Raw genomic sequence first — 23,546 nt, forward strand, 5'->3', positions numbered from 1 at the left:
CCAAGGCGCGTAAAAGGCCTTGACGAACGCTTTAGAATACACTCCCTGAGATTGCAATTTGACGAAGATCTTAACCTGCACTGAATGGATTTGATGTGACCGACAGCCGCGACCCGGCATTGACCGTGCGCCGAATTTTAAAGGTGAACCACGCTGGCGAGTTCGGTGCCATCAGGATTTACGGCGCACAGATTTTTATCGCCCGTTGGCTGTTCCCGGATATCGTTTCCAAACTCGAAGAGATGCGTGACGACGAGATCGATCACTGCCGGTTGTTCCGTGATGCTATGCCTGCGCGGGGCGCACGGCCCTGCCGCATCATGGCATTGTGGAGCTTGGGCGGTTTTGTTCTGGGCTTTCTAACGGCGCTGTGTGGACAAAATACGATATGGATTTGCACAGAAGCGGTAGAGAGTACCGTTCATCGGCACCTCGGGGAGCAATTGCGGTTTCTTCAAAAACGCGATCCCGATCTGCACGCGCTGATCCTATCTATACAGGAGCAGGAATTGGCCCATTTGACAGAGGCCGAAAACAGTCAGAAACACCGTGGTACAATGCGTAAGGTCCTGCTACCGATCATTGGTGGCCTGACCGATCTGATGATCTGGCTTTCGACATGGGGCGATTCCAGTTGGATGCGAGCTGAAATGGCGCGCGATACCCTGGCCGGATAAGGTGCGAAACGTCGGCAGCAAGAGGTTGAAACGAAAAGGCCGTTTCGCTGAGAAACGGCCCTGTCAAATATCGCGGATTTGAAGAGACGACTTACTCGTCGCGGTAAACTTTTTCGCGGCGCTCGTGGCGCTCCTGAGCCTCGATGGAAAGGGTAGCGATGGGACGTGCATCCAGTCTCTTGATACCAATCGGTTCGCCTGTCTCTTCACAGTAGCCGTAGGTTCCGTCATCAATGCGCTGAAGGGCAGCGTCGATTTTCGAAATGAGCTTTCTCTGACGGTCGCGGGCGCGCAACTCGATGGCCCGGTCCGTTTCAGAGGATGCTCGATCCGCCAAGTCGGGATGGTTTGCGCTTTCTTCTGCGAGATGACCAAGGGTCTCCCGCGCTTCCCTCAGAATGTCGTTTCTCCAGCCGACAAGCTTGGCACGAAAATATGCCTTCTGATTGGCGTTCATGAACTCATCGTTTTCAGAAAGCACATATCTGCTAAGATCGATCTTCTCACTCACGCGATTCTCCTCGAAGAACATCTCATATTGCGCGGGTATACTCCAATGCCATATGGCCGTTCAAGTGCTCAGAACGGTTTTCAGGCATTTTTAAATCTGTCACAAAATTCAGCTAAACGGTTATTTTTTAAGCTTTATTCGCCGAACACGGATTATTTCTTCGATCACGTTATCAGAACTTGCCTTTACCGGACGCCACTTGCGAGGCACGGATCTATTCATGTAAGGCAGCGACGGATGTTTAAAGCCAAGTAGGATGTCTGGACATGTCAGTGCTTCAATCGCCGCCCTTCAGGCTCTATCTGCTCCGTCACGCGCATGCCGCCTGGGCCAGTCCCGGCGAGCACGATTTCGACAGGCGGCTCGACAGCAAGGGTTATGCGGAAGCCGAGATGATCGGAGAGAAAATAGCGACCAAGGGTCTCGTTCCGGATGTCGTCCTGAGCTCGACCGCAGTCCGCTGCCGGGAAACCGCGCAGGCCATCAGGCGGGCATTCAACGACGCCTTTGAAATCAGCTATGTCGACGAAATGTACAACGCCCAGGCGGAAATCTATCTGGCGCTGATGTCGGGGCAAGCATCGGCGAAATCCGTCATGCTGGTGGGCCATAACCCGACCATCGAGGCGGTGGCCGAGGCGTTGCTGGGGCATCAACGAATGGAACAGGCGCTGCCAAACGGCTTCCCAACAGCAGGCCTCGCTGTGCTGGATGCGGTATTGGACGACAAGACAGGTGTTCCGCAATGGGAGTTGCAGGACTTCCTGGCGCCATGACCGACAGTTGCACTCTCAAAACTTTCCCGAGGCGCTTCTTTTTTGAGCAAGCCGCCGACCTATATATTTTGACAGGATGAAATATTTAGGAGGAAACGTTCATTGCCGCCATCCTTCACCTCCGTCACCGATAGCGCGCTGATCGCTATCGACAATCTGGCCGATCGTGCGAGCGCTTTAACCAACCCGACTGTACGACTGGGCGTGACGGGCCTTTCGCGTGCCGGCAAAACCGTTTTCATCTCGTCGCTGGTTCATAACCTCCTGAACGGCGGTCGCTTACCCCTGTTCGAGGCGATCCGCTCGGGCAGAGTTTCGAATGTTCAGCTTGAACCCCAACCGGACGATGCCATTCCGCGTTTCCAGTACGAAGATCACATTCAAGCCCTGGTGCGTGAAAGGATCTGGCCCGATTCCACCCGCGCTATCTCGGAATTACGCATCACGCTTGAATATCAGAGCGCGAGCGGCTGGGGCCGATGGTTCTCATCGGGAAAACTCGCGATCGATATCGTCGATTATCCCGGCGAGTGGTTGCTTGACCTTCCACTTCTCAATCAGGATTACAAGACATTCAGCGATGCAACGGTCGCACTTGCGGCAGGCGGCGTACGCGCCGAACTTGCGCGCGACTGGCTCGAGATCGCGCATTCTCTCGACATCAACGCGCCTGCCGACGAGATGACGGCGCGACGACTGGCGGAAAGTTTCGCGGCCTATCTTCGTGTCTGCAAATCCGATGAACGTTCGCTGTCGACATTGCCGCCCGGACGGTTCCTGATGCCGGGTGATCTGGAGGGCTCGCCTGCCCTCACCTTCTCTCCGCTCCCCGGCTTGACGGATGAAAAAGCACCAAAAGGCTCTATACGCGCCATGATGGAGCGCCGCTATGAAGCGTATAAGTCCATCGTGGTCAAACCGTTCTTCCGCGAGCATTTCGCCCGCCTCGACCGTCAGATCGTTCTTATCGATGCCCTACAGGCCGTCAATCGAGGCCCCGAAGCCGTGCAGGATCTGGAACGAGCGCTCGGCGACGTGCTTGCCTGTTTCAGACCCGGCAAGAACAGCCTTCTCTCGTCATTGATTGGCCGACGTATCGACAAGGTTCTTGTTGCCGCTACCAAGGCGGATCATCTGCATCACGAAAGCCATGACCGGCTGGAAAATCTGACGCGGCGCCTGGTCGATCGTGCGGTGACCACAATCGGCATGAGTGGTGCAGGCATTGAAGTCATGGCGCTGGCATCTGTACGCGCAACGAAGGAAGCCAGCGTTCGCCAGGACGGCCACGCGCTGCCCGTCATCGTCGGAACACCGATGGCAGGCGAAAAGATCAACGGCGAAGTGTTCGATGGCAATCGGACCACAGCAATTTTCCCAGGTGACCTTCCAGAGGACCCGGAACCGCTTTTTCGCACGCTTGATGCCGAAGGTGAGGCCACCAATTTGCCCGACGTGAATGTCGTGCGCTTTCGTCCCCCCAAGTTGGAAGAAAGCACCGGTGGCATCAAACTTTCCGTCCCGCATATCAGGCTTGATCGCGCCATGCAGTTCCTGTTCGGAGATAAACTCGCATGAAAGACGACACCACCCAGCAAGGTCGCAGACCAGCATCATTCACGCTGGAGAACGAACCGGTGGCGGAGCGCCCGTCTGAAACCAAGCGTGCGCCACGCAGTTTCGATGCCGACATTTCGATGACGCCGGACGACGAAGACCCGTTTATCGCTCCCGAGGAGATCGACGCTACGGCTCTACCTGTCGCAACGCCGCGTAAACACCGTTTTTCCTTCGGCAAACTTGCCCTGGGTGCATTGGGTGTTCTTCTATCACTGGCGTTCTGGATGTGGGCGGATCAGCTCATCAGGGACCTGTTTTCGCGGTCCGACTGGCTGGGCTATACCGCGACTGCGGCACTTGCCATCGCCGTTTTCGCGGGTCTCGTTCTCATCGCCCGAGAAGCAATGGGCATCATGCGCCTGAACGCCGTACAGTCTTTGAAGCTGGATGCGGGAAAGGCCGCGCTGGAGAAGAAACCGTCAGCCGCCCGCGCCGTCATCGTCAGGCTGAATGCCGTTCTGTCCCACCGCGCTGAAACGGCAAGAGGCCGTGCCGCGCTCAAGGATACCGAAAACGACGTGATCGACGGCCCGCATTTGATCGATCTTGCCGAACGCGAACTGTTGGGCCCGCTCGACCGGCAGGCGCGTGCACTGATTCTGAATTCGTCCAAGCGCGTGTCCGTCGTCACGGCGGTCAGCCCCCGTGCGGTGGTGGATCTCGCCTATGTGCTCTTCGAAGTGACGAGACTTGTGCGGACCATGGCAGAGCTTTACGGGGGCCGTCCCGGCACGCTCGGCATGCTTCGGCTGTTGCGCGACGTCATCGCACATCTCGCCGTCACAGGCTCGATTGCGGTCGGTGACGGCATAGCACAGCAGGTGCTGGGCCACGGCCTTGCATCCCGGTTGTCAGCGCGGCTGGGAGAAGGCGTGATCAACGGATTGATGACCGCGCGAATCGGCATTGCCGCGATGGATCTGTGCCGCCCACTTCCTTTCAAGGCGCTGAAGCGTCCCGGAATCGGTGACTTCGTCTCGGATCTGACACCTGATTTCAGAGGTGCTAAAAATATCGAAAAGCCCTGATCTACAAGGCCATGACATCGCGAAAGGTTACGATGTCAGCGCCTAATCGCCAGGAATTAAACCAAGCATTAACCATTCGCGACATAAATTGATACTCACACGCAGCGGCCAATTCGCCAGGGAAAGTATCATGTATTCGCGCTTCTTTTCGCTACTGGGCGGACTTGCCGCCGTAATGACCGTCAGTGGCGGACTTGCCGTCTCAGACGTTCAGGCCGCTTCACGCGATGACGTATTCTTCGGCTCTGTTGCCGGTGCATGGTCCGGTCCCGGCGAAATCGTCGCGGGTAAATACAAGGGCACGAAATTCACCTGCGACCTGACCGGCGAGCCGATCAGCGACAAGGAAACCGGCATCAAGCTGGGCGGCACCTGCCGCGTTGGCGTCTTCAAGCAGCCGATGTCCGCGATCATCGCCAAGAAGGGCAACAGCTACGAAGGCAAGTTCCTGGATGGCTCCGAAGGCAAGGGTCTCGATATCGTTTCGGGTCAGGTCAGCGGCGACAAGGTCGTCGTCGGCATCAACCGCGCCAAGCTGAGCGGTGCCATGGTTGCCCGCGTTACCAACAACGCATCCATGAACATCACGATTTCCGTCAAGGTCGCGGACCAGATGGTGCCCGTGATCGGCCTTACTCTGGCACGCAATATCGATCAGATGCCGGTCGGCTCCATCAAGCAGTAAATTGAACCTATGGTTCAAACCGACGAAGACGGGAGTGCCCACCACTCCCGTTTTTCGGTTGCGATTTTGATGCCGGACATATCGGCATCTTCAAGCCATTGATTGACCTTCCGACCATTGACGACCAGATCAGGTGCGATGTCGCATAGCGGTTTCAGGACGAACGCCCGTTCCGTCATCCGTGGATGCGGAATTTCCACGCGCGCGGTGGAGACTTGGACATCGCCATAGGTCAGCACATCAATATCGATGGTTCTCGGACCCCAGCGCTCGTCACGCACCCGTTTCATTCCGCGCTCGATCTCAAGGCATAGGTCCAGCAGCGGCTCAGGCCGCAGCGACGTCTCGATCAAGGCGCAGCAATTGAAGAAATCTGCCTGGTCCGTCTTTCCCCAGGGCGGAGTGCTGTAAAGCTTTGAGACAGCCAATAACTGGCAGCTTTCATGGCGCGAAAGAGCGTCAAGCGCATGCGCCATTGCTGACGGCGGATCACCCAGATTGCCACCCAGACCGAGCGTTGCCTTCACTGTGCTGTCAGCCATGCTGCTCTACGCTCACCTGCGCATAATCGAGAATTCCGGGCACGGGTGCGGATGGCTTACGAACGGTGACCTTCACGCGTACGATCTGCGGATAGCGACTGCGCAGCGCCTTGGCGATATCGTTCGCCAGGGCCTCAATCAGATACCGTCTCTGACCGGCGACGATCTTTTCTATGACCGCAAAAGCCACGCCGTAATCCACGGTATTTTGAATATCGTCGGTCTCCAGCGCGTTTCCAGCTTCGACCTCCATCTCCGCATCCACGAAGAAACGCTGACCTAACGTCTCTTCTTGCTCCAGCAGGCCATGGCGGGCAAAAAACGAACAGTTCTTCAAAAGTATCGTATAAAGGCTCATTCTCGCCCCTCCCCGTATTGTTTTTTATGCATCAGAATGGCGTCTGCGATGTTCAGGGCGTCGCGTGTCATCGCAACATTGTGGACGCGGAAAACACAGGCGCCTGCCAGCCGCAGAATGGACGTGGTCGCAGCCGTTCCCACGTCTCTGTCTCCCGCTGCATCCCGACTTGTGAGAGCACCGATAAACCGTTTGCGCGACGTGCCTGCCAGAATAGGCAGACCGAATGCGGCAAGCTCATCGAAACGCGACATGAGCGCAATATTTTCTGCCGTATCCTTGGCAAAGCCAAATCCGGGATCCAGCACGATGGCCTTGCGTAAAATACCGGCAGCCGCTGCGATATCCAGCGAGCGATTGAGAAAGGCGAATTGGTCGGCAATAACATCCGTCAGCTTTTCGCGATCTCGCCCCGTATGCATGATGCAGACACCGGCTCCTGAACGTCCGATAACCGCTGCCATATCTTGATCTTTTTGGAGCCCGAAAACGTCATTGACGATATGCGCGCCCGCCTCCACCGCCAGTTTGGCCGTTTCGGCACGGTAGGTATCGACTGAAATCAACGCATCCGTTTGTTTAGCAAGAGCTGCGATGACCGGAAGAACGCGGTCCTGCTCCTCTTGCGCCGTCACGGTCGCAGCACCCGGGCGGGTTGATTCGCCACCGATGTCGATGATGGCTGCGCCATCCTCGACGCATGACCGTGCGTGGGACACCGCACGTTCGGTGTCGAGATATCGCCCGCCATCCGAAAAGGAATCCGGTGTCGTGTTGACGATAGCCATAATGAGGCCATCCCCATCAAGTTTCAGGGAGCGCCCATGCGCGACTTGCCACACATTGTCACTGGCTGTTATCACGGAACGTAATGCCTTTCGGGAACAACGGAGGACCCATCATTCATATCGCTTCACTCCGCCTACAGCATTGCACGCGAAACCCAAATAAGATTCCAAAATTAAGACGCGCAGGCGTTACGCGTCAGAGAGCAGGCCGCTCTATGCAGCAATCATATGCCAAGTTCAACCGGAAGGCCGGTCCATGACGCTTCACGACCGCGCGGTTTGCGCCCTTCTTTTCGCAACGATGCTTCTCATACTTCCGCAGTCGGCCGGAGCAGAAGCATTGATGACCAAGTCCTTCTCCTATTTCAGCATCGGTGGCAAAACCGCTGAAGATCTCGACCGCGAATTGTCGCATAGAGGTCCGATGACGAAAGCCACCGGCGCGCGCCACCCCGGCGCCACGGAAATCAAATTTGGCGGTGAAATCAGCTACGTTGAAAAGAATGCAAAATGCGGCGTCGGCAATGTCGAGGTCAAACTCCACACCAAAATTCTGTTGCCACGCTGGACGAACAGGCGTCGTACGGCGGCTGATCTGGCTCTCATATGGGATACGTTGTCAGCCGATATCAAACGGCACGAAGAGCGTCATGCAGAAATCTCCCGCAATTATGCTCGCACCCTCGATAAACGCCTTCAATCACTTCGCCCGCAGGACAGTTGCGAAGAGATGCAGGCGCTCGTCACCAAAACGACCCAAGAGGTCATGTCGGCACACGACAAGGATCAGTTGCGTTTCGATATGGTCGAATCGAAAAATTTCGATGCGCGCATGACCCGCCTGCTGAAGCACCGAATTCAGCAAAACGCCACGAAGTAAAACGGTGCTGGTCAAATACCGAACGACATCCGGTAGTTCGGTGATCTTCTTGAAGCTTTAAAACAACCATGAATTTTAAAAATAAATACACAGCCGGATAATAATCAATGAATTCTTGCTATGGCCGGATACGCCATTTTGATATATGCAATTTTTAATAGAATTTAAGATCAAATCACCGAGTCTGTTATCGATACCTCCTCCCGGCGCGTCTCCAACCCTGGGCGTTTTCTCCCTGCCCGATGGTAACGTACCCACCTCGCCTCGCTATCCCGCGAAACGGAGAGCGAGGCTTTTTGTGTGGGGACATAAAACAGGTGCTTCGGTCAGCCCTGGCGTTCGGGAACGTGTACGACCAACCCATCCAGCGCGTCGGTCATCTTGATCTGACAGGAAAGCCTGGACGTTGGGCGCACATCGAACGCGAAATCCAGCATGTCCTCTTCCATCGGTTCCGGCGGGCCGACGCGTTCGCTCCAGGCGTCATCGACATAGACATGACAGGTGGCACAGGCGCAGGCCCCACCACATTCCGCATCGATACCCGGAACGGAATTGCGAACGGCATTTTCCATCACGGTAGAGCCATTGCTCACATCGAAATCTTGTTGTGTGCCGTCAAAGGCGATGATGGTCAGTTTGGTCATGTCGGAAATCCAAAAATGATGGTTTGAGATGGAGAGGTGTCGCGTCGGTTAATGTCACCTGTCCGGTTTTGTTCAAGGCAGGAAGGTGACATTAACCGACGCCACATCAGACAAATAGAAAGGCCGGCTCCGCTTGGCAACCCATTGCGAGGTTGCAGGCAGAGCCGGCCTTGAAAAGGACCTCTGAAAAAGAGGATCAGCGGCAGAGTTTGAGGATGAAGTTCTCTGCCTCGATGACGGAAGCGGCGACCTTCGCCAGAGCAGCACTGTCGCGGTTGCCATTCTCCACGGCTTCGGCCGTGGCGGACACCTTGAACGCACCGACCGCATCTGCCGACCCCTTGAGGCGGTGCGCGATCAACTTCATCTGATTGTCGTTTGCAGTGGAGAGTTCGTGCAGCAGGGTACGGGCATTGCGGGTGAACAGTTGCAGGATTTCGATTTCCAGCTCCTTATCGCCCATGGTCTGTCGTGCAAGATGGATGAAGTCGATGGGCTTGCTGCCAACCGGAGCCGCGCCGAACGAGTTGTCCGGTGCTTCGAATGCGATACTCACCGCTGCCATTGTCGTAGAATTCCTCATGTGCGTAAAGCTTCTTGTTTTGAAGCAGATATGTTCTGCATTAGAGCAGGCTAGGCCTTCGATGAGCTTAAATTGGGGCACGAAACGCCGGGAAATCTTTTGCTATGGTTAATTTATGTTAAACTTATAGGAAACAAGGCGTTCCACCTGCCAGCGAGGTTTAAAAACTGTTAACAAACCGCAACTTGGCATAAGGTGCGGTGTCGCTTTAATTGTTTCAAAGCCACAAATGTGTCAGTACGGTACTGCGTGCCGCATGACTTTCGTACAAGTTTTGTAAATCCGGCATGTCGATGTAATCTTACCTGGCAGCCGGGAAATCGGTTCTCAGGACTTTAGTAAGAAACGAGGCACTATATACCGGCAGGTATCGTGTCTTGAGGCATGGTGGCGGAAATCCGTAAGCGGCGGCGAGCGGATGAACGGCATGAGGCCGGGCGTATATGTAACGAGGCGTAACCGCATGGCGAACAATAAGATCAGCGACTCGATCGACGAGACTGCGTTTCAGGCATTGGAAGATGCCTTGCAGCTCGGCGCTTACGAAACCCAGCCGGAGCCTCGGAAACGAACAACTCCCAAGCCTGCGGAGGCCAGAGTGTCAGAAAAGACCAGAGTGCCCGAAAAATCAAAGGCACGTCCTGCCGAGCCGCAGCAACAACGCCCTGCCCCGGAGCAAGCGCCCCGATCTCCCTCTCTCGAAGCCGCCAATGATGGTTCCAAGCGCAGCCCGGCCATGATCCTGAAATCGCTGGATGCGGGGTCCATCACAGCTGCCCTTCGCAACGCGAGCATCTTCTCGGCTTTCTGGGCCATTGCAGGCGTCGGCCTTGCCAATGTCATCTATGGCGACCTGATCTGGAACGTCTCGTCGCTTGCACAGCTTTTTGCTATTCCCGGCGTGATGGCGATCATCATCGGCATCATCGTTCCGATCACACTGTTCTTCGCCTTCGCCATCATGATGGCGCGCGCCCGCGATCTGCGGAATGCTGCCCGTTCCATGGCGGAAGTTGCCCTGCGCCTTGCCGAGCCGGAAACCGTTGCGTCCGACCGGATCATGTCCGTCGGTCAGGCCGTGCGACGTGAAGTGTCGGCCATGAACGACGGCATCGAGCGCACCATTGCGCGCGCAACCGAGCTCGAAACACTCGTTCACTCCGAAGTGAATGCACTGGAGCGCAGCTACGCCGATAACGAACTGCGTGTTCGCAGCCTCGTTCACGAACTGAGCGCAGAGCGCGACGCCATCATCAATCATGCTGAGCGTATCCGCTCGTCCATCATTGGTGCGCAGGACCAGATCAAGGAAGAACTGTCCATCGTCGGTGAAGAACTGTCGATGCGCCTCGCCACCAGCGGTGAGGCTTTCGCATCTATGATCGACACACGATCCGCCGCCCTGCTCGAAAAATCCCGCGTATCGACGGAGGCGATGGGCACCCTCATCGCTGCCAAGACCGACAATCTTCTTCAGGCACTCAACACGTCGGGCGCAACGATCTCCAACGAATTCGACCTGCGCCTGCACGACCTCAGCACAACGCTGGACGAGCGCGGCCGTCTTTTGCTGGAGCAATTCGCGACACAGGCTTCCACGGTCAGCAGCGGCACGGAAAACCTGAACAAGGTGCTGGAAGATCGCACACGCCTGCTCAACGATATCCTGTCCAAGCGCACGCAGGAGATTTCCCAGAACATAGACCGCGGCCAGCAGGTCATCGGCGGTTCGCTGGATCATGTTCTCGACCAGTTGACGACGACGCTCGAAGAAAAAGGCCTTTCTTTCCGCCAGAATCTGCAGAGCAGCGCGGACGATGCCATTATGGACCTGGATCTGCGTTCGGGCCTGTTCGAAGAAAAGCTCCAGACAACCGTCGGCCTCGTCAACTCTGCCTTTGACGAGCGTGTTGCCGAATTCACCAGCGCCTTCGATCAGCGTGCGGGCAGCCTCGACAGCAAATTGATGGAAAGCCTGGCACGCATCAACGAGACGGTTTCCGGTGGTACCGATACCATCGACGGCACGTTGAACTCCGGCATCGAGCGCTTGAGCGCAACCCTTACCGACCAATCCTTGGCTTTGGCAACGACGCTGGGTGCCGGTCAGGAGATGCTGGAAAGCTCGCTCGAAAGCCACACACGGGAACTCAGCGACGCCATCAGCACCCGCACGACGGACATCACGAAGGCGTTCGGAGCGACGCATGATAAGATCGATGCCGTTCTCGCAGAACGCAGCACCGCGCTGATCAGCGCGCTCTCCGAAAGTCAGAACCGGTTCGACGATGCACTGGCAAGCCGCGCCGAAGCCATTACCGGCTCGGTCTCTGGCACTGCCCAGGACCTTGCGGCTCTTCTCGATGAGCGCGCAGCCGCCATCAACAACATCGTCGCAGATGTCGAGCGTCGTCTTGCTGAAACACTCGAAACCCGTGCAGCGGCCATCACCGGCGCCGTTTCCGGTGTCGAAGACCGCCTGGCCGATACCCTCGACAGCCGCACGGCTGCAATCCACAACGCTGTCGCTGGCGTGGAAGACCGTATCGCCAACACACTTGATAGCCGCACCGCTGCCCTTAACAGCGTCGTATCCGGTGCTGAAGAACGCATTGCCGACGCACTTGATAGCCGAACCATGGCATTGGACATGGCATTCTCGACAGCCGAAGAGCGGCTCTCCGACACGCTGGACAGCCGCACCACTGCCTTGACCAGCGCAGTGTCGAGCGCAGAAGAACGCATGACCGATGCGTTGGACAGCCGCACCATGGCCATCGATATGGCCTTCTCCGGTGCCGAAGAACGCATTGCTGAAACGATGGATGCGCGCACGGCCGCGCTGAACACGGTCGTCTCCGGAGTCGAGAGCCGGATTTCGGATACGCTCCTCACCGGTACGGCAGCCCTTGCCCATTCCGTTGCTGGCGTCGAAGACCGAATTGCCGAAACGCTGGACAGCAGAACAGCGGCACTCAACCACGTCGTATCCGGTGTTGAAGAGCGCATCGCCGATACACTCGATAGTCGAACGATGGCTATCGACATGGCATTTTCCGGCGCCGAAGAGCGTCTGGCTGAAACCCTCGACAACCGGACCAGCGCGCTCAACAGCATCGTCTCCGGCGTCGAGGAACGCATTGCAGATACGCTCGACAGCCGCACCATGGCCATCGACATGGCCTTCTCCGGCGCTGAGGAGCGCATCGCCGAGACCCTCGATGCGCGCACGGCTGCACTCAACACGGTCGTTTCAGGCGTTGAAAGCCGGATCTCTGATACGCTTGTCAACGGCACGGCATCACTGACGCAAGCGGTCAGCGGCGTGGAAACACGCATGGCCGAAACTCTCGACAGCAAAACAGCGGCGCTCAACAGCGTGGTATCCGGTGTTGAAGAGCGTATTGCAGACACGCTCGATAGCAGAACTGCCGCTCTCAACAGCGTCGTCTCAGGCGTGGAAGAACGGATTGCCGACACGCTGGACAGCCGCACCATGGCCATCGACATGGCATTCTCCGGTGCGGAAGAACGCCTCGCGGAAACTCTGGATAGCCGTACGGCCGCTCTCAACACAGTTGTTTCCGGTGTCGAAAATCGAATTGCAGACACGCTCGACAGCAGAACTGCTGCTCTCAACAGCGTCGTCTCAGGCGTGGAAGAACGGATTGCCGACACGCTGGACAGCCGCACCATGGCCATCGACATGGCATTCTCCGGTGCGGAAGAACGCATCGCGGAAACCCTTGATAGCCGCACGGCTGCTCTCAACACAGTTGTGTCCGGTGTCGAAAATCGAATTGCCGACACGCTCGACAGCAGAACTGCGGCTCTCAACAGCGTTGTCTCAGGCGTGGAAGAACGGATTGCAGACACGCTGGACAGCCGCACCATGGCCATCGACATGGCGTTTTCAGGCGCGCAGGAGCGCCTTGAAGAAGCACTCGATACCCGCACCAGCGCGCTCACAAATACTGTTTCCGGCGTTGAAGGTCGCATCTCGGATGCGCTCGACAGCCGCACGACAGCACTGGCGAACGTCGTCTCCGGTGTTGAAGATCGTATCACAGATGTCCTCGACAGCCGCTCAATGGCGATCGACATGGCAATATCCGGCGCCGAAGAGCGCATCACGGAAACGCTCGACAACCGCACGGCGGCCCTGACGCAATCCGTGACCGGGGCCGAACAGCGCTTGTCTTCCACGGCCTCCACGATCGAGGAAGCACTCGCAGTCGGTCACCTTCGCCTCGACACCATGCTCGGCGTTCAAGCCGATGCGATCACGAGAACCGTGGAACGCAACGGCATCCTGATCGAGGAGACCGTCAACACGGCGGCGACCCGTATCGAAACGGCAGTCGAAGGCGGCCAGGGTCGCTTCTCGGAGACGATGGAGAGCGGCGTATCGCGTCTGGAAAACAATCTCCTGTCGTCACATGAACAGCTGCGCTCCACGCTTGATCAACAGCATTCGGCCTTCACTCAGACCCTCGGTTCGGCACAGGAACGCATGAGCGATCTTCTGTCGGAACAGGCGATGTCGCTCAGCACGACGATTGCGTCCAGCGCCAGCATGCTGGAAATGTCGCTGGAAAATCAGCAGGAAGCCTTGCAGCGGACCATCGACACAAGCGGTGCAACCCTTGAAGAGCGCCTGAGAAACAGCGCTGGCGCAGTCGCTGACAAGATCGGTGACGCCGCCCGCGAAATCGGTAGCGCTGCCGATGTTCTTTCATCGCGTGTCGAACAGTCCGTCAGCAACGTTTCGACGCGTCTTGATGAGACGGGCGCACGGTTGGAAACCAATATCGACAGCCTGCAAAATCGCATCCAGACCAATCTTGGTAACGTCAACGCATCCATCGAAGACGCAAGCCGCAAGATTTCCGATACGCTGGAAGGGAAAACCGCAGATTTTGTCCGCACCAGTGACGACGCCACACAGCGTATCGCGGGCGTTCTGGATACGGGGACAGCGCGGATCGACGAGCGCCTCGGCACCATGGATCGCGCCTTGAACATCGGTCTCGACAACGTCAATCGCACCATTGAAGGCAAGGCTTCCGGCCTCGCCGTCAGCCTTCGGGACGCCGTGGTCAATGCAACGCAGACCATGGACAGCGAAGCGCTGCGCTCCACCGAGCTTCTCGCAAAGACAGGTGCGGAATTCACCGAACAGGTCAGAGCACGCAACGACGAATTCACCCGCGCCATCGAACAGCGTTCGGATGAGATCGTCGGTCGCATCTCGGATGCGCAGGGTCGCCTTTCCGGCCAGGCCGCAGCGGTCGCCCAGAGCTTTTCGGAAGCTGGAAACGCCATCGTCAACAAGGTCGCGGAAGCAGAAGCCGTGGTGCGCTCGCAGGTCGGCGCGATGTCCGAAACGCTATCCAATGCCGAGAGCGCGCTCGACGCGCGTGGCGAATCCATCCGCGCCACACTCGACACCCGGACGCGTGAGCTTAACTCCATGCTGGCCAGCCGTTCCGCCGAACTGTCTCGCCTCATCGAAGAAAAAGCCAAGCCCATCGTCAATGAATATGCAACGGTCGGCCAGAACGCCGCAGAAAAGATCGTCACAGCTGCCCAGCAAAGCGCAAGCCTTCTGGCCGAAAGCAACAGCGGCATGGCGCAATTGGTAGAGCAGGCAATCGAGGATTACGCCAAGGCCGGTAACGACGCCGCCGAAAAGCTGGTTGCCGCCACGCGCAAGAGCACGACGATGCTGACGGAAACCCATTCCGGCATGTCGGATATCGTCACTGGTGCCGTCGATGACCTCAACGTCGCTGTCGTTCGCGCATCGCAGGAACTGAAGGCTGCTGATCAGTCTCTCGCTACGGCGACGACAAGCTTCTCGGAATCGGCATCCCGCGCCTCCGACATGGTGTCCAGCTCCAGCCGTTTGCTGGAAGGCAAGATCGACCGTCTGGCCAACATCTCCGGCCAGACATTGTCGCAGGTCGCGGGCATCGTCGGTCGCTTCGAGGAGCACTCCAGCGTTCTGTCGCAGGCCTCGGAGTTGCTCAACGCCGCACAGACGAGCCTCGTGGGAACGTTGGAAGAGCGCCAGGAAGCTCTGCGTACGCTTTCGATGGGCCTCCTGACCCGCTCGGAAGAAATCGAATCCTCCATGCGGGGCGTGATGGGCATGGTTGAACAGACCTTTGCCGATGTCGAACAGCGCTCTGCCAATGTCGCAGGCAACCTTCGCAACAATCTGGGTTCCTCCTTCAGCGAGATCGGCCGCTCGCTCGACGAGACGGAAAAGCGTGCTGAAACCGCAGCGCAGAACATGCGTGGCGCCCTGCTTTCGGCGGGTGAAGATGCAAGCCGCTCCATCGAAGGCACCATGGCAGACGCGCAGAAATACTCCGACGCGTTGGTCAATAGACTTCGCGGCGGCGTTGCCTCGTCGCTTGCGGATGTCGATAAGCTTCTCGGCAATGCGACCGACAAGTCCAACGCGGCAGCGTCTGTTCTGCGCGAAACCCTGCGTGAAGCAGTCGAAGAGGCCGTGACCCGCTTTGCCGGCGCAACGGATGAAATCCGCCGCTCCAGCGCTGATATTCGCAAGGAACTGGATTCGACCCGCGCCGAACTGAAGCGTGGTGCATTCGATCTTCCAGAGGAAGCCAAAGAAAGCGCGGCAGCGATGCGTCGCGCCGTTTCCGAGCAGATCAAGGCTTTGCAGGATATTTCCCAGCTCGTGGGCCGTTCAACGCAGCAGCTGGAAATCTCTGAACCGGCAGCCAGGGCCATCGCAGCAACGAAGGCTGCGCCAGCAGCAACACCTGCACCGGCACCCGTCCAGGCGCAGCAGCCACGTGTGGAATCCCGTGAGCAGCAACCTGCGGCCATCGTTCCTGCACCTGTCGCGCCGCGCCCCGTTCAACAGCAGCCAACGCAGTCGGCTCCCATCATCCGCAACGCACAACCGGCGGAAACCAGAACGGCTCCACCGCAGGCAGGTCTCACGGCACCCGTACAGCGTCGCGAAGAAGGCGGCGGCTGGATCAGCGATCTCCTGCGTGGGGCTTCGCGTGACGGGCAGGAAGCCGCAGCACCCGCTGCCGCGGCCCCCCGCCAGCCGCAAGAGGCTCAGACCCGCGCCAGCGACACCCGCAACCCACGCCACGTCGTCGAATCTTTGAATTCGCTGTCCGTGGATATCGCCCGTGCCATCGATCACGACGCGTCAGTGGAACTGTGGGGCCGCTATCAGCGTGGTGAACGCGATGTCTTCACGCGTCGTCTCTACACGCTGAAGGGCCAGCAGACATTCGACGAGATCAAGCGCAAGTACGAGCGCGAAACGGAATTCCGCACCGCAGTGGATCGCTATATTTCCGACTTCGAAAAGCTTCTCGCAGACGTCGCCAGAACCGACCGGGACCGCACGGTCACGCAATCCTACCTGACGTCGGACACGGGCAAGGTCTACACCATGCTCGCTCACGCAGCGGGACGTTTCAGCTAGGCGAGTACACCTATAAACGCTGTCACAATCCAGCCCTTCCGGATCAACCGGGAGGGCTTTTTCTTAGAGCATGTCGCGTTTCATTGTCCTCAATGAAACGATAACGTACATGCCACAAAAACAGAGCTAAAGCGTGTCGCAGTGAATCCTATTCACAGAGACACGCTTTTGGATACGGCTTCAAGGGTTGAAGAAAATCAGCTGCCGTTTTATATCGAGGCGAGGACGACCTCGGCCATTGTGGCAACAGCACACGGGACGGCCCGGAAATTTCTGGAGTATCCCATGCGCACGATCGCCGATCGTATTCGTCACGCCCTCAGCTTTGAAATCATCGGCCTCATCCTCATCATTCCCTTGGGCTCGATTGTGTTTGGCGTGCCGGCGGAGGACATCGGTATCGTCGGCGTCGTCAGTGCAACGATCGCCACCGCCTGGAACTATCTTTATAATCTCGGCTTCGACCACGCCATGCAGCGCTATAGAGGCACCACGCAGAAGACGGCGATGATACGCGTTGCGCATGCCGGTCTGTTCGAGCTTGGACTGCTGCTGGTCCTCATGCCCTTCATCGCGTGGTATCTCAACATCGGTATCCTGCATGCGTTGGTGATGGACGTGTCGTTCGCTCTGTTCTATGTGGGCTACGCCTTCATTTTCAACTGGTGCTACGACAGACTGTTTCCTCTGGCCGAGTGGGAAACAGAGAACGCAGTGAAATAATCCCGAACACAAAAACGCCGCGCATCCCTTGGGATACACGGCGTTTTGTTTTCAAATTGTCGGTTGCGTTAAAGCGAGCGCAATGTCCAGCTGACAATCTCACGGGATGACAAGGCAAATGCGTTGTCCAGTGCCTTCACAAGATTTGCATTGCCGGAGCCGCTGACGCGCGCAGTGGAGCGAAACACCTCTTGCGCTTTGACCGTACCGTTCTTGTCGTTCAGCAATTTTACAGAAATCTCGATCGTCGCGAGGTTCTTGGTCGTATCGACTTCAAAGGCGCGAATATCGGTCACGACCTGATAGTCGATAGCGAGACCCTGCCCTGGACGACCGACGCCGCCCAGCTTGCCTGTATCTTCGAACGCTTCCACGAGCTTGGACTGCACCATACGCGGAAGGCGGTCGCTCCATTGGGAATTTGCCAGATACTGAACTTCAGAACCTGACAGACGGACCACGATGTTTTCGCTGTCAAGCGCCTTAAGCGCCGTTGGCTCTGCAATCAGCAACTGGCGGGAGCGCAACGATGCGCCCTGCGTCACAGGTGTGGAGGAGACCGATAGATCGAACGTGTCGTTCTTCGCGCTGCCGCCACAACCAGCCAGCAGCCCTGCAAGCAACGGCATCATCACGAGAACTTTGGTCCGGGCGGGGATATTACCCTGCCAATGCATCAACGACATTTTCAAATCCATACCCCCGTCAACGCCGTGTTCGGCCATCATACTGTTTCACGTTCTCGCCGCCGAAGATCAGGCGCTGCGGATCGCGGTCGAAATTCGTGATCGTGTTGTTCAGATTATCCACTGTCTGGCGTGTACTGCCGATCAGCGCCTGGAAATCTTTCAAACCAGAACTCGAGAACCGTGCCAGATTGTCCGCGATAGGACCAACACGCATGTTGATGTTATCAGCAACCGCCTTGAACGAGGCCAGAGTCTCACGCGCCTTGGAGAAAAGCGAATTGGCGTCGTCGGTTCCCAGCAAGCCATCAACCTTTGCAAGGATGCCATCGACACGGCTGGACGCTGCGTTCAGCTTGCGGGACATATCGGTAAAGTCGGCGATCGCCTGATCGATATCGGGGCGACGCGTGCCCACGTCGTCAGCGATCTGACGGAAGGTGCCAATGGCCTGACGGACATCGGCAGTCGCCACGGCAACATCGTCCACCGCGTTGCTGACCTTTGCCGGATCGACCGAAGCCAGCAGCGTGTCGGCGCGCTTCACGACGACCTGAACGTCTGAACTGGCCTGCTCGAAGTTGCGTGACGTGCGCTGCACCGTTTCCATCACATCCTGAATACCACCGGAGGCAGACGCGACATCGGACGTCACCTTGTCGACGTTGGTCAGGATCGAATCGATCTTCTGCGAGTCCACGGATTTCACGAGGTCTTCGACGGCCGTCAGCGTACTGTCCAGACGCACGGACACAGACTGAACGGTGGTCGAAAGCGAACTCAGGCTTTCGAGGAAGTTTTCGATACCATCGGAGTTGGCAGCAAGAGCGTTGGAGAATTTCTCGGCATTGCGCACCGTCTGCGTCAAAGGTCCACGCGCATCCTGCACGAAGCCCTGCAACTCGCCGATGGCACCATCCGCGCGTTTCAAGATCTTGTCGGCCGTTGCCAGAAGGTTGGTCACGCTGGAGAGGTCGGCCGTCAACTCCGCCGGCACGCCGGTATCGAAGGATTTCTGCAAAATCCGCTCTTCATTGTTACGGCCGCCGGAAAGCTCGATATAGGCGGCGCCCGTCAGGCCCTGAATTTCAAGAACGGCACGGGTGGATGGAAACACCGGAGCATCGGCCTGCACTTCCGTGAAGGCAATCGAATAAGCCGGATCGTCCCGGTCAATAGACAGGCCACGCACGGTACCAACAGGAATGCCGTTGAACCGCACCGGCGAGCCGACGGACAGGCCGTTGGCCGAGCCCGGAATACGGATCGTCAACTGAGCGGTAGGTCCACCGCGGCCGAATTCTGCCATCCAGTAAACGAAGCCGAATGCCGCCCCGATGACGATCAGGGTGAATATTCCGACGATGGTGTAATTTGCCTTTGTTTCCATGGCTATCCGTCACTCCCCGGAATGTGTTGCGTGCCATCGGGAAGAACGACGGCACGTGCCCGCTTTCCGCGGAAATATGATTGAACCCAAGGATCGTCGCTCTCGAACATTTCCTCGAGTGTGCCTTCTACGGCAACTTTTTTATTGCCCAGAACGGCTATGCGGTCACAGACCGAAAACAGGCTGTCGAGATCGTGCGTCACCATGTAGACGGTCAATCCCAACGAATCACGCAGTCTCGCAATCAACATATCGAATTCAGCAGCGCCGATCGGGTCAAGCCCGGATGTCGGCTCGTCCAGAAAAACAAGATCGGGATCGAGCGACAATGCGCGCGCCAGCGCCGCGCGCTTGATCATGCCGCCTGACAGCTCGGACGGATATTTGTCTGCGGCATCAGCTGCCAGACCCACCATCTCGATTTTCAACGCGGCTAGCTCGTCCATCAGCGCCTGTGGCAAGTCCAGATATTCGCGCATTGGAAGCTGGATGTTCTCTTTGACAGTCAGGCCGGAAAACAATGCACCTTGCTGGAAAAGAACGCCAAGGCGCGTGTCCAGACCCATACGCTCGTCTTCCGTCGCCTTGTCGTAATCTGTTCCAAGAATTTTGATTGTACCGGCCTGGCGGGGAAGCAGGCGCAAAACCGCCCGCATCAAAACGGACTTACCGGCACCAGACGGACCGATAAAGCCGAGAATTTCGCCACGGTAGACGTCGAGATCAAGATTATCGAGAACGACCTTGTCGCCAAACGCAACGGTCACGCCTTCAACCGAGAGAATGACTTCCCGGTCTTTCTTGCTGTTGTCTGTCTTTACGGCCTGGTCCTGCACATCCTCTCCTTAAAAATCGATGGCTGCATAGAAGATGGCGAACACACCATCGACCAGGATCACAACAAAAATGGACTTTACCACGGACGAAGTCACGTGCTGACCAAGCGACTCAGCGCTTCCGCCAACCTTCATGCCCTCGACCGCGGCCACGATGCCGATGATCAGCGCCATGAACGGTGCCTTGATCATGCCGGATGCGATGGTGGAAATTTCCACCGCAGAATGCAGACGGGAAAGGAACACTTCGAATGTGATGCCTGAATACAGCAGCGAAACGACGGCAGCCCCGAACAGCGCCGCAAAGTTGGCGATGATGGTCAGAAGCGGAAGCGCGATCGTGAGCGCCACGAGGCGTGGGAACACCAGAACGCCGACCGGATTGAGCCCTATAACCTTCAGCGCGTCGATTTCCTCTCGCATTTTCATGGAGCCGATCTCGGCCGTGATCGCGCTTCCCGAGCGACCGGCGATCATGATCGCAGTCAGCAAAACGCCGATTTCACGAAGCTGCAAGATGCCGACGAGGTCGACCACAAACACTTCCGCACCGAAGTAACGCAGCTGAAACGCACCCTGCTGGGCAATGATCGCGCCGATGAGAAACGACATCAACAGGATGATCGGCACAGCGCGCACGCCCATATGGTCGATCTGGTTGACGATGGCAGCAGGTGAAACACCGCGCCCTCGCCCAAGCTTCATCTGTGCGCCGCGCACGGCAGAGCCCAGAATATACATGCCTGCCAGGAAATCGGCGCCTGCCTGCAAGACGTTCTTGCCTACGGGGTCGAATATCCGCTCGACGACACCCTTTTTATTGGTCTCCTTGGGCGGCAATGGTGCCTCATCCGGCAGAGCCGTGATGATGCCTTCAACCCGCTCATTGCCTTCAAATACGACCTCAGTACCGGCCTGTTCCAGGCGGTAGCGCATGCGGCGTAAGAGCCATGCACCCGTGGTATCGATATCATCCACATCGGCAAGATCGACCGAGATTGAGCCGTTCGCTGCAGATCTTTCGATCTTCTCGATGTCGGCAAGGACAGGATGGATGTTGGCATTACGCCAGGAACCGCTCAAAACGTAACGCGCGTTCTCGGCCTCAGCGTTGTCATCGGCTGAGATTGATGCAGGTTTCGCCCGTTGTTTAGTCTGAAGTTCTTGCATCTTGCTCCAAGCGAATGCAGCGTCTTAAAGATTCTGTAACGATTCATATCGACTGCCGGATCAGCAAGCCACTGCCCTGCGGATGAAAACGGGTGATTTTTCGTCTGTTTACAGGTTTATTCATCACCTCTAAGGCAATTTTCATGCGTCGTTACCTTGAAGCCACAGCAGAGACGTTCCCGATTGCCGGAAGTTTCACCATATCGCGGGGCAGCCGAACCGAGATTCGTGTCGTGCGCTGCACACTTCATGACGGTGACGCCAAAGGCGTTGGTGAATGCGTGCCTTACGCTCGTTATGGGGAAACCATCGAGGGTGTGATTGCGGATATCCGTGCAGTCGCTGATGCCGTGGCTAACGGTCTGGACAGGCACACGTTGCAACACACGATGAAACCGGGCGCGGCGCGCAATGCCGTGGACTGCGCCCTGTGGGACCTGGAGGCAAAGCTTAGCGGTAAAGGCGTCGCAGAAGCGATATTACGTGGACCCGCCCATCCAATTGTGACCGCCTATACGATTTCGCTCGGTGACGCAGATACCATGGCCGCCAAAGCTGCCGAAAACGCCCATCGCCCGCTTCTGAAGATCAAGACGGGAACCGAAGACGACGAGGCTCGCCTCCGCGTCGTGCGCGCAGCCGCGCCAACGACAGCGATCATCATCGACGCCAATGAGGGATGGAGAGAAGACAATCTCGAACATCACCTTGCCATCGCGGCTGAACTGGGTATCGCTTTGATCGAGCAGCCCTTACCCGCCGGCATGGACCATATGCTGTCACGTATATCGAGGCCCGTTCCGATCTGCGCGGATGAAAGCGTACATCTCACAGCCGATCTGGCATCGCTCCGCGACCGTTACGATGCCATCAACATCAAGCTCGATAAAACAGGCGGACTGACCGAAGCGCTGATCATGAAGCGCGAGGCGGAGCGGCTTGGCTATACCATCATGGTGGGATGTATGCTCGGCACATCGCTCGGCATGGCGCCCGCTGTGTTACTGGCGCAGGACACGGCCTTTGCCGATCTCGATGGCCCATTACTGCTGGCGCGCGATCACCTCCCCGGACTGGTCTACGACGACTCGATTGTCCATCCCCCAGAGCCACAACTCTGGGGTTGACGGAAACCGACCTGCTTTAGGCTGCGTATTTGCCGATGAGCTTGGGAAAAGCGACCGGCTCCAGTTCGCCAACGCTGTGCTCTTCGGTCTGTTGATCCGACTTCATCCAGGTGATCAGTTCGAACGTGCCGTCCATCGTCTCGACGACCGCCGTGCAGCTTTCCACCCAGTCGCCGGTGTTGATGTAGCGGATACCGTCGATATCCTCCATCACCGCATGATGAATATGTCCGCAGATGACGCCGTCCACATTGTTGCGGCGCGCTTCGTCCGCCACCACGCGCTGGAACTCGCCGATGAAATTGACGGCATGCTTGACCTGGAGCTTCGCCCAGGCTGAGAACGACCAGTAAGGAAGCCCAATGCGGCGACGAACGGCCGCCAGCAGAACGTTGACGGCAATCGCAGCATCGTAGGCCCAGTCACCCAGATAGGCCAGAAGACGGGCGTTACGGACCACCACATCGAACTCGTCGCCGTGAATGACGAGGTATTTCTTGCCATCGGCGGCTTCGTGGATCATCCGCTCGGCCACTTCGATACCACCGAAATGGGTGCCCGGAAATTCACGAAGGAATTCGTCGTGGTTGCCAGGAATGTAAACGATGCGCGTTCCCTTGCGGGCCTTGCGCAGCAGCTTCTGGACAACGTCGTTGCAGCCCTGCGGCCAGTACCAGTTGCGGCGCAACCGCCAGCCATCGATGATGTCGCCGACAAGAATGATGGTCTCGGCTTCATGATAGCGCAGGAAATCCAAGAGGAAATCCGTCTTGGCGGCTTTCGATCCAAGATGCACGTCTGAAATGAAGAGTGTTCTGAACTGTTTGGCTTCGCTTTGCCCGGCCATGGAACTGTTCCCCCTGTACTCGGCAATCCTCATCAATGGAAAAACAGACTCGTGTTTCAGCAAGATGACAATGCTGCCATTGCGCATGCGAAACCGGCGTTTGAGCACAAGCAAAAGTACCGACTTTGCCTGGAACAGGTAAAATAAACGGCTGTACGCACAAGCTGATTGTTGTATGCAAAGGCCTCC

The 23,546-nt window shown here is 57.3% G+C and carries 20 protein-coding genes; 9 read left to right on the plus strand and 11 right to left on the minus strand.

The annotated features are described in order from the left end of the window. The first annotated feature begins 95 nt into the window (after positions 1-95). Complete coding sequence (locus GGQ73_RS18465) at positions 96-677, plus strand: demethoxyubiquinone hydroxylase family protein (protein ID WP_327786368.1); 582 nt, start codon at positions 96-98, stop codon at positions 675-677. Positions 678-768: 91 nt separating this feature from the next. Here GGQ73_RS18465 and dksA read toward each other — a convergent pair whose 3' ends face one another. Further along, entirely contained in the window at positions 769-1,188 is a 420-nt protein-coding gene (gene dksA / locus GGQ73_RS18470; RefSeq protein WP_174153162.1) for an RNA polymerase-binding protein DksA, read from the minus strand. 266 nt (positions 1,189-1,454) lie between these two features. On the opposite strand from dksA, the gene GGQ73_RS18475 reads away from it, so the two are divergent. From GGQ73_RS18475 to GGQ73_RS18490, 4 genes are all read left to right on the plus strand, one after another. Continuing rightward, positions 1,455-1,964 (plus strand): SixA phosphatase family protein, encoded by a 510-nt coding sequence (locus GGQ73_RS18475; RefSeq protein WP_174153161.1) that lies wholly within the window; start codon positions 1,455-1,457, stop codon positions 1,962-1,964. 102 nt (positions 1,965-2,066) lie between these two features. Continuing rightward, complete coding sequence (locus tag GGQ73_RS18480) at positions 2,067-3,542, plus strand: YcjX family GTP-binding protein (protein ID WP_183897369.1); 1,476 nt, start codon at positions 2,067-2,069, stop codon at positions 3,540-3,542. Beyond that, a complete protein-coding gene (locus GGQ73_RS18485; RefSeq protein ID WP_183897370.1) occupies positions 3,539-4,612 on the plus strand; it encodes a YcjF family protein in 1,074 nt (357 codons plus the stop codon). The genes GGQ73_RS18480 and GGQ73_RS18485 overlap by 4 nt, the downstream gene beginning before the upstream one ends. Positions 4,613-4,742: 130 nt before the next feature. Next, positions 4,743-5,297: a hypothetical protein gene (locus GGQ73_RS18490; protein WP_183897371.1), complete on the plus strand. Its 555-nt coding sequence runs from the start codon at positions 4,743-4,745 to the stop codon at positions 5,295-5,297. A 14-nt stretch (positions 5,298-5,311) separates the two neighbouring features. On the opposite strand, the gene folK is transcribed toward GGQ73_RS18490, so the two are convergent. From folK to folP, 3 genes are read right to left on the minus strand one after another with little or no spacing between them, the layout of a single operon-like run. Beyond that, a complete protein-coding gene (gene folK / locus GGQ73_RS18495) occupies positions 5,312-5,839 on the minus strand; it encodes a 2-amino-4-hydroxy-6-hydroxymethyldihydropteridine diphosphokinase (RefSeq protein WP_183897372.1) in 528 nt (175 codons plus the stop codon). Further along, positions 5,832-6,197 carry a dihydroneopterin aldolase gene (gene folB, locus GGQ73_RS18500; protein WP_174153156.1) on the minus strand — a complete coding sequence of 122 codons (366 nt, stop codon included), beginning with the start codon at positions 6,195-6,197 and terminating at the stop codon, positions 5,832-5,834. Before folB ends, folK begins: the two co-directional genes overlap by 8 nt. Continuing rightward, a complete protein-coding gene (gene folP / locus GGQ73_RS18505; RefSeq protein WP_183897373.1) occupies positions 6,194-6,985 on the minus strand; it encodes a dihydropteroate synthase in 792 nt (263 codons plus the stop codon). Before folP ends, folB begins: the two co-directional genes overlap by 4 nt. 256 nt (positions 6,986-7,241) lie before the next feature. Between folP and GGQ73_RS18510 the strand changes: the two genes are divergently transcribed. Further along, on the plus strand, positions 7,242-7,865 hold the full coding sequence (locus GGQ73_RS18510; RefSeq protein ID WP_183897374.1) for a DUF922 domain-containing Zn-dependent protease: 624 nt from the start codon (positions 7,242-7,244) through the stop codon (positions 7,863-7,865). A gap of 326 nt (positions 7,866-8,191) precedes the next feature. On the opposite strand, the gene GGQ73_RS18515 is transcribed toward GGQ73_RS18510, so the two are convergent. Both GGQ73_RS18515 and GGQ73_RS18520 read right to left on the minus strand, forming a co-directional pair. Beyond that, positions 8,192-8,512 carry a 2Fe-2S iron-sulfur cluster-binding protein gene (locus GGQ73_RS18515; protein WP_174153153.1) on the minus strand — a complete coding sequence of 107 codons (321 nt, stop codon included), beginning with the start codon at positions 8,510-8,512 and terminating at the stop codon, positions 8,192-8,194. Between the two features lie 196 nt (positions 8,513-8,708). After that, positions 8,709-9,077 carry an Hpt domain-containing protein gene (locus GGQ73_RS18520; protein ID WP_174153152.1) on the minus strand — a complete coding sequence of 123 codons (369 nt, stop codon included), beginning with the start codon at positions 9,075-9,077 and terminating at the stop codon, positions 8,709-8,711. Positions 9,078-9,558: 481 nt separating this feature from the next. On the opposite strand from GGQ73_RS18520, the gene GGQ73_RS18525 reads away from it, so the two are divergent. Continuing rightward, positions 9,559-16,578: an apolipoprotein A-IV repeat region-like domain-containing protein gene (locus GGQ73_RS18525; protein ID WP_183897375.1), complete on the plus strand. Its 7,020-nt coding sequence runs from the start codon at positions 9,559-9,561 to the stop codon at positions 16,576-16,578. Between the two features lie 285 nt (positions 16,579-16,863). Next, positions 16,864-17,301 carry a PACE efflux transporter gene (locus tag GGQ73_RS18530; RefSeq protein ID WP_183897376.1) on the plus strand — a complete coding sequence of 146 codons (438 nt, stop codon included), beginning with the start codon at positions 16,864-16,866 and terminating at the stop codon, positions 17,299-17,301. Positions 17,302-17,369: 68 nt separating this feature from the next. Here the strand turns inward: GGQ73_RS18530 and GGQ73_RS18535 are convergent, their stop codons facing one another. Genes GGQ73_RS18535 through GGQ73_RS18550 form a run of 4 tightly spaced genes read right to left on the minus strand, consistent with a single transcriptional unit; the run spans position 17,370 to position 21,383 of the window. Further along, on the minus strand, positions 17,370-17,987 hold the full coding sequence (locus GGQ73_RS18535; protein WP_234900291.1) for an ABC-type transport auxiliary lipoprotein family protein: 618 nt from the start codon (positions 17,985-17,987) through the stop codon (positions 17,370-17,372). A 19-nt stretch (positions 17,988-18,006) separates the two neighbouring features. After that, a complete protein-coding gene (locus GGQ73_RS18540) occupies positions 18,007-19,377 on the minus strand; it encodes an MlaD family protein (protein ID WP_174153149.1) in 1,371 nt (456 codons plus the stop codon). 2 nt (positions 19,378-19,379) lie between these two features. Next, positions 19,380-20,213 (minus strand): ABC transporter ATP-binding protein, encoded by an 834-nt coding sequence (locus GGQ73_RS18545; protein ID WP_174153148.1) that lies wholly within the window; start codon positions 20,211-20,213, stop codon positions 19,380-19,382. A gap of 9 nt (positions 20,214-20,222) precedes the next feature. After that, entirely contained in the window at positions 20,223-21,383 is a 1,161-nt protein-coding gene (locus GGQ73_RS18550) for an ABC transporter permease (protein WP_183897377.1), read from the minus strand. A gap of 143 nt (positions 21,384-21,526) precedes the next feature. On the opposite strand from GGQ73_RS18550, the gene dgcA reads away from it, so the two are divergent. Beyond that, positions 21,527-22,510, plus strand: coding sequence for an N-acetyl-D-Glu racemase DgcA (gene dgcA / locus GGQ73_RS18555; RefSeq protein WP_183897378.1), 984 nt, complete (start codon positions 21,527-21,529; stop codon positions 22,508-22,510). Between the two features lie 16 nt (positions 22,511-22,526). Here the strand turns inward: dgcA and GGQ73_RS18560 are convergent, their stop codons facing one another. Next, positions 22,527-23,357: a UDP-2,3-diacylglucosamine diphosphatase gene (locus GGQ73_RS18560; RefSeq protein WP_183897379.1), complete on the minus strand. Its 831-nt coding sequence runs from the start codon at positions 23,355-23,357 to the stop codon at positions 22,527-22,529. Between the last annotated feature and the right edge of the window lie 189 nt (positions 23,358-23,546).

Source organism: Rhizobium skierniewicense (assembly GCF_014196515.1).
GTDB lineage: Bacteria > Pseudomonadota > Alphaproteobacteria > Rhizobiales > Rhizobiaceae > Agrobacterium > Agrobacterium skierniewicense.

Coding starts and splice junctions, on each gene's coding strand:
- GGQ73_RS18520 (WP_174153152.1), bottom strand. CDS start 9,077: ATGGCAGCGGTGAGTATCGCATTCGAAGCACCGGACAACTCGTTCGGC.
- GGQ73_RS18540 (WP_174153149.1), bottom strand. CDS start 19,377: ATGGAAACAAAGGCAAATTACACCATCGTCGGAATATTCACCCTGATC.
- GGQ73_RS18485 (WP_183897370.1), top strand. CDS start 3,539: ATGAAAGACGACACCACCCAGCAAGGTCGCAGACCAGCATCATTCACG.
- GGQ73_RS18535 (WP_234900291.1), bottom strand. CDS start 17,987: ATGTCGTTGATGCATTGGCAGGGTAATATCCCCGCCCGGACCAAAGTT.
- GGQ73_RS18475 (WP_174153161.1), top strand. CDS start 1,455: ATGTCAGTGCTTCAATCGCCGCCCTTCAGGCTCTATCTGCTCCGTCAC.
- dgcA (WP_183897378.1), top strand. CDS start 21,527: ATGCGTCGTTACCTTGAAGCCACAGCAGAGACGTTCCCGATTGCCGGA.
- GGQ73_RS18490 (WP_183897371.1), top strand. CDS start 4,743: ATGTATTCGCGCTTCTTTTCGCTACTGGGCGGACTTGCCGCCGTAATG.
- folP (WP_183897373.1), bottom strand. CDS start 6,985: ATGGCTATCGTCAACACGACACCGGATTCCTTTTCGGATGGCGGGCGA.
- GGQ73_RS18530 (WP_183897376.1), top strand. CDS start 16,864: ATGCGCACGATCGCCGATCGTATTCGTCACGCCCTCAGCTTTGAAATC.
- folK (WP_183897372.1), bottom strand. CDS start 5,839: ATGGCTGACAGCACAGTGAAGGCAACGCTCGGTCTGGGTGGCAATCTG.
- folB (WP_174153156.1), bottom strand. CDS start 6,197: ATGAGCCTTTATACGATACTTTTGAAGAACTGTTCGTTTTTTGCCCGC.
- GGQ73_RS18560 (WP_183897379.1), bottom strand. CDS start 23,357: ATGGCCGGGCAAAGCGAAGCCAAACAGTTCAGAACACTCTTCATTTCA.
- GGQ73_RS18510 (WP_183897374.1), top strand. CDS start 7,242: ATGACGCTTCACGACCGCGCGGTTTGCGCCCTTCTTTTCGCAACGATG.
- GGQ73_RS18525 (WP_183897375.1), top strand. CDS start 9,559: ATGGCGAACAATAAGATCAGCGACTCGATCGACGAGACTGCGTTTCAG.
- GGQ73_RS18515 (WP_174153153.1), bottom strand. CDS start 8,512: ATGACCAAACTGACCATCATCGCCTTTGACGGCACACAACAAGATTTC.
- GGQ73_RS18550 (WP_183897377.1), bottom strand. CDS start 21,383: ATGCAAGAACTTCAGACTAAACAACGGGCGAAACCTGCATCAATCTCA.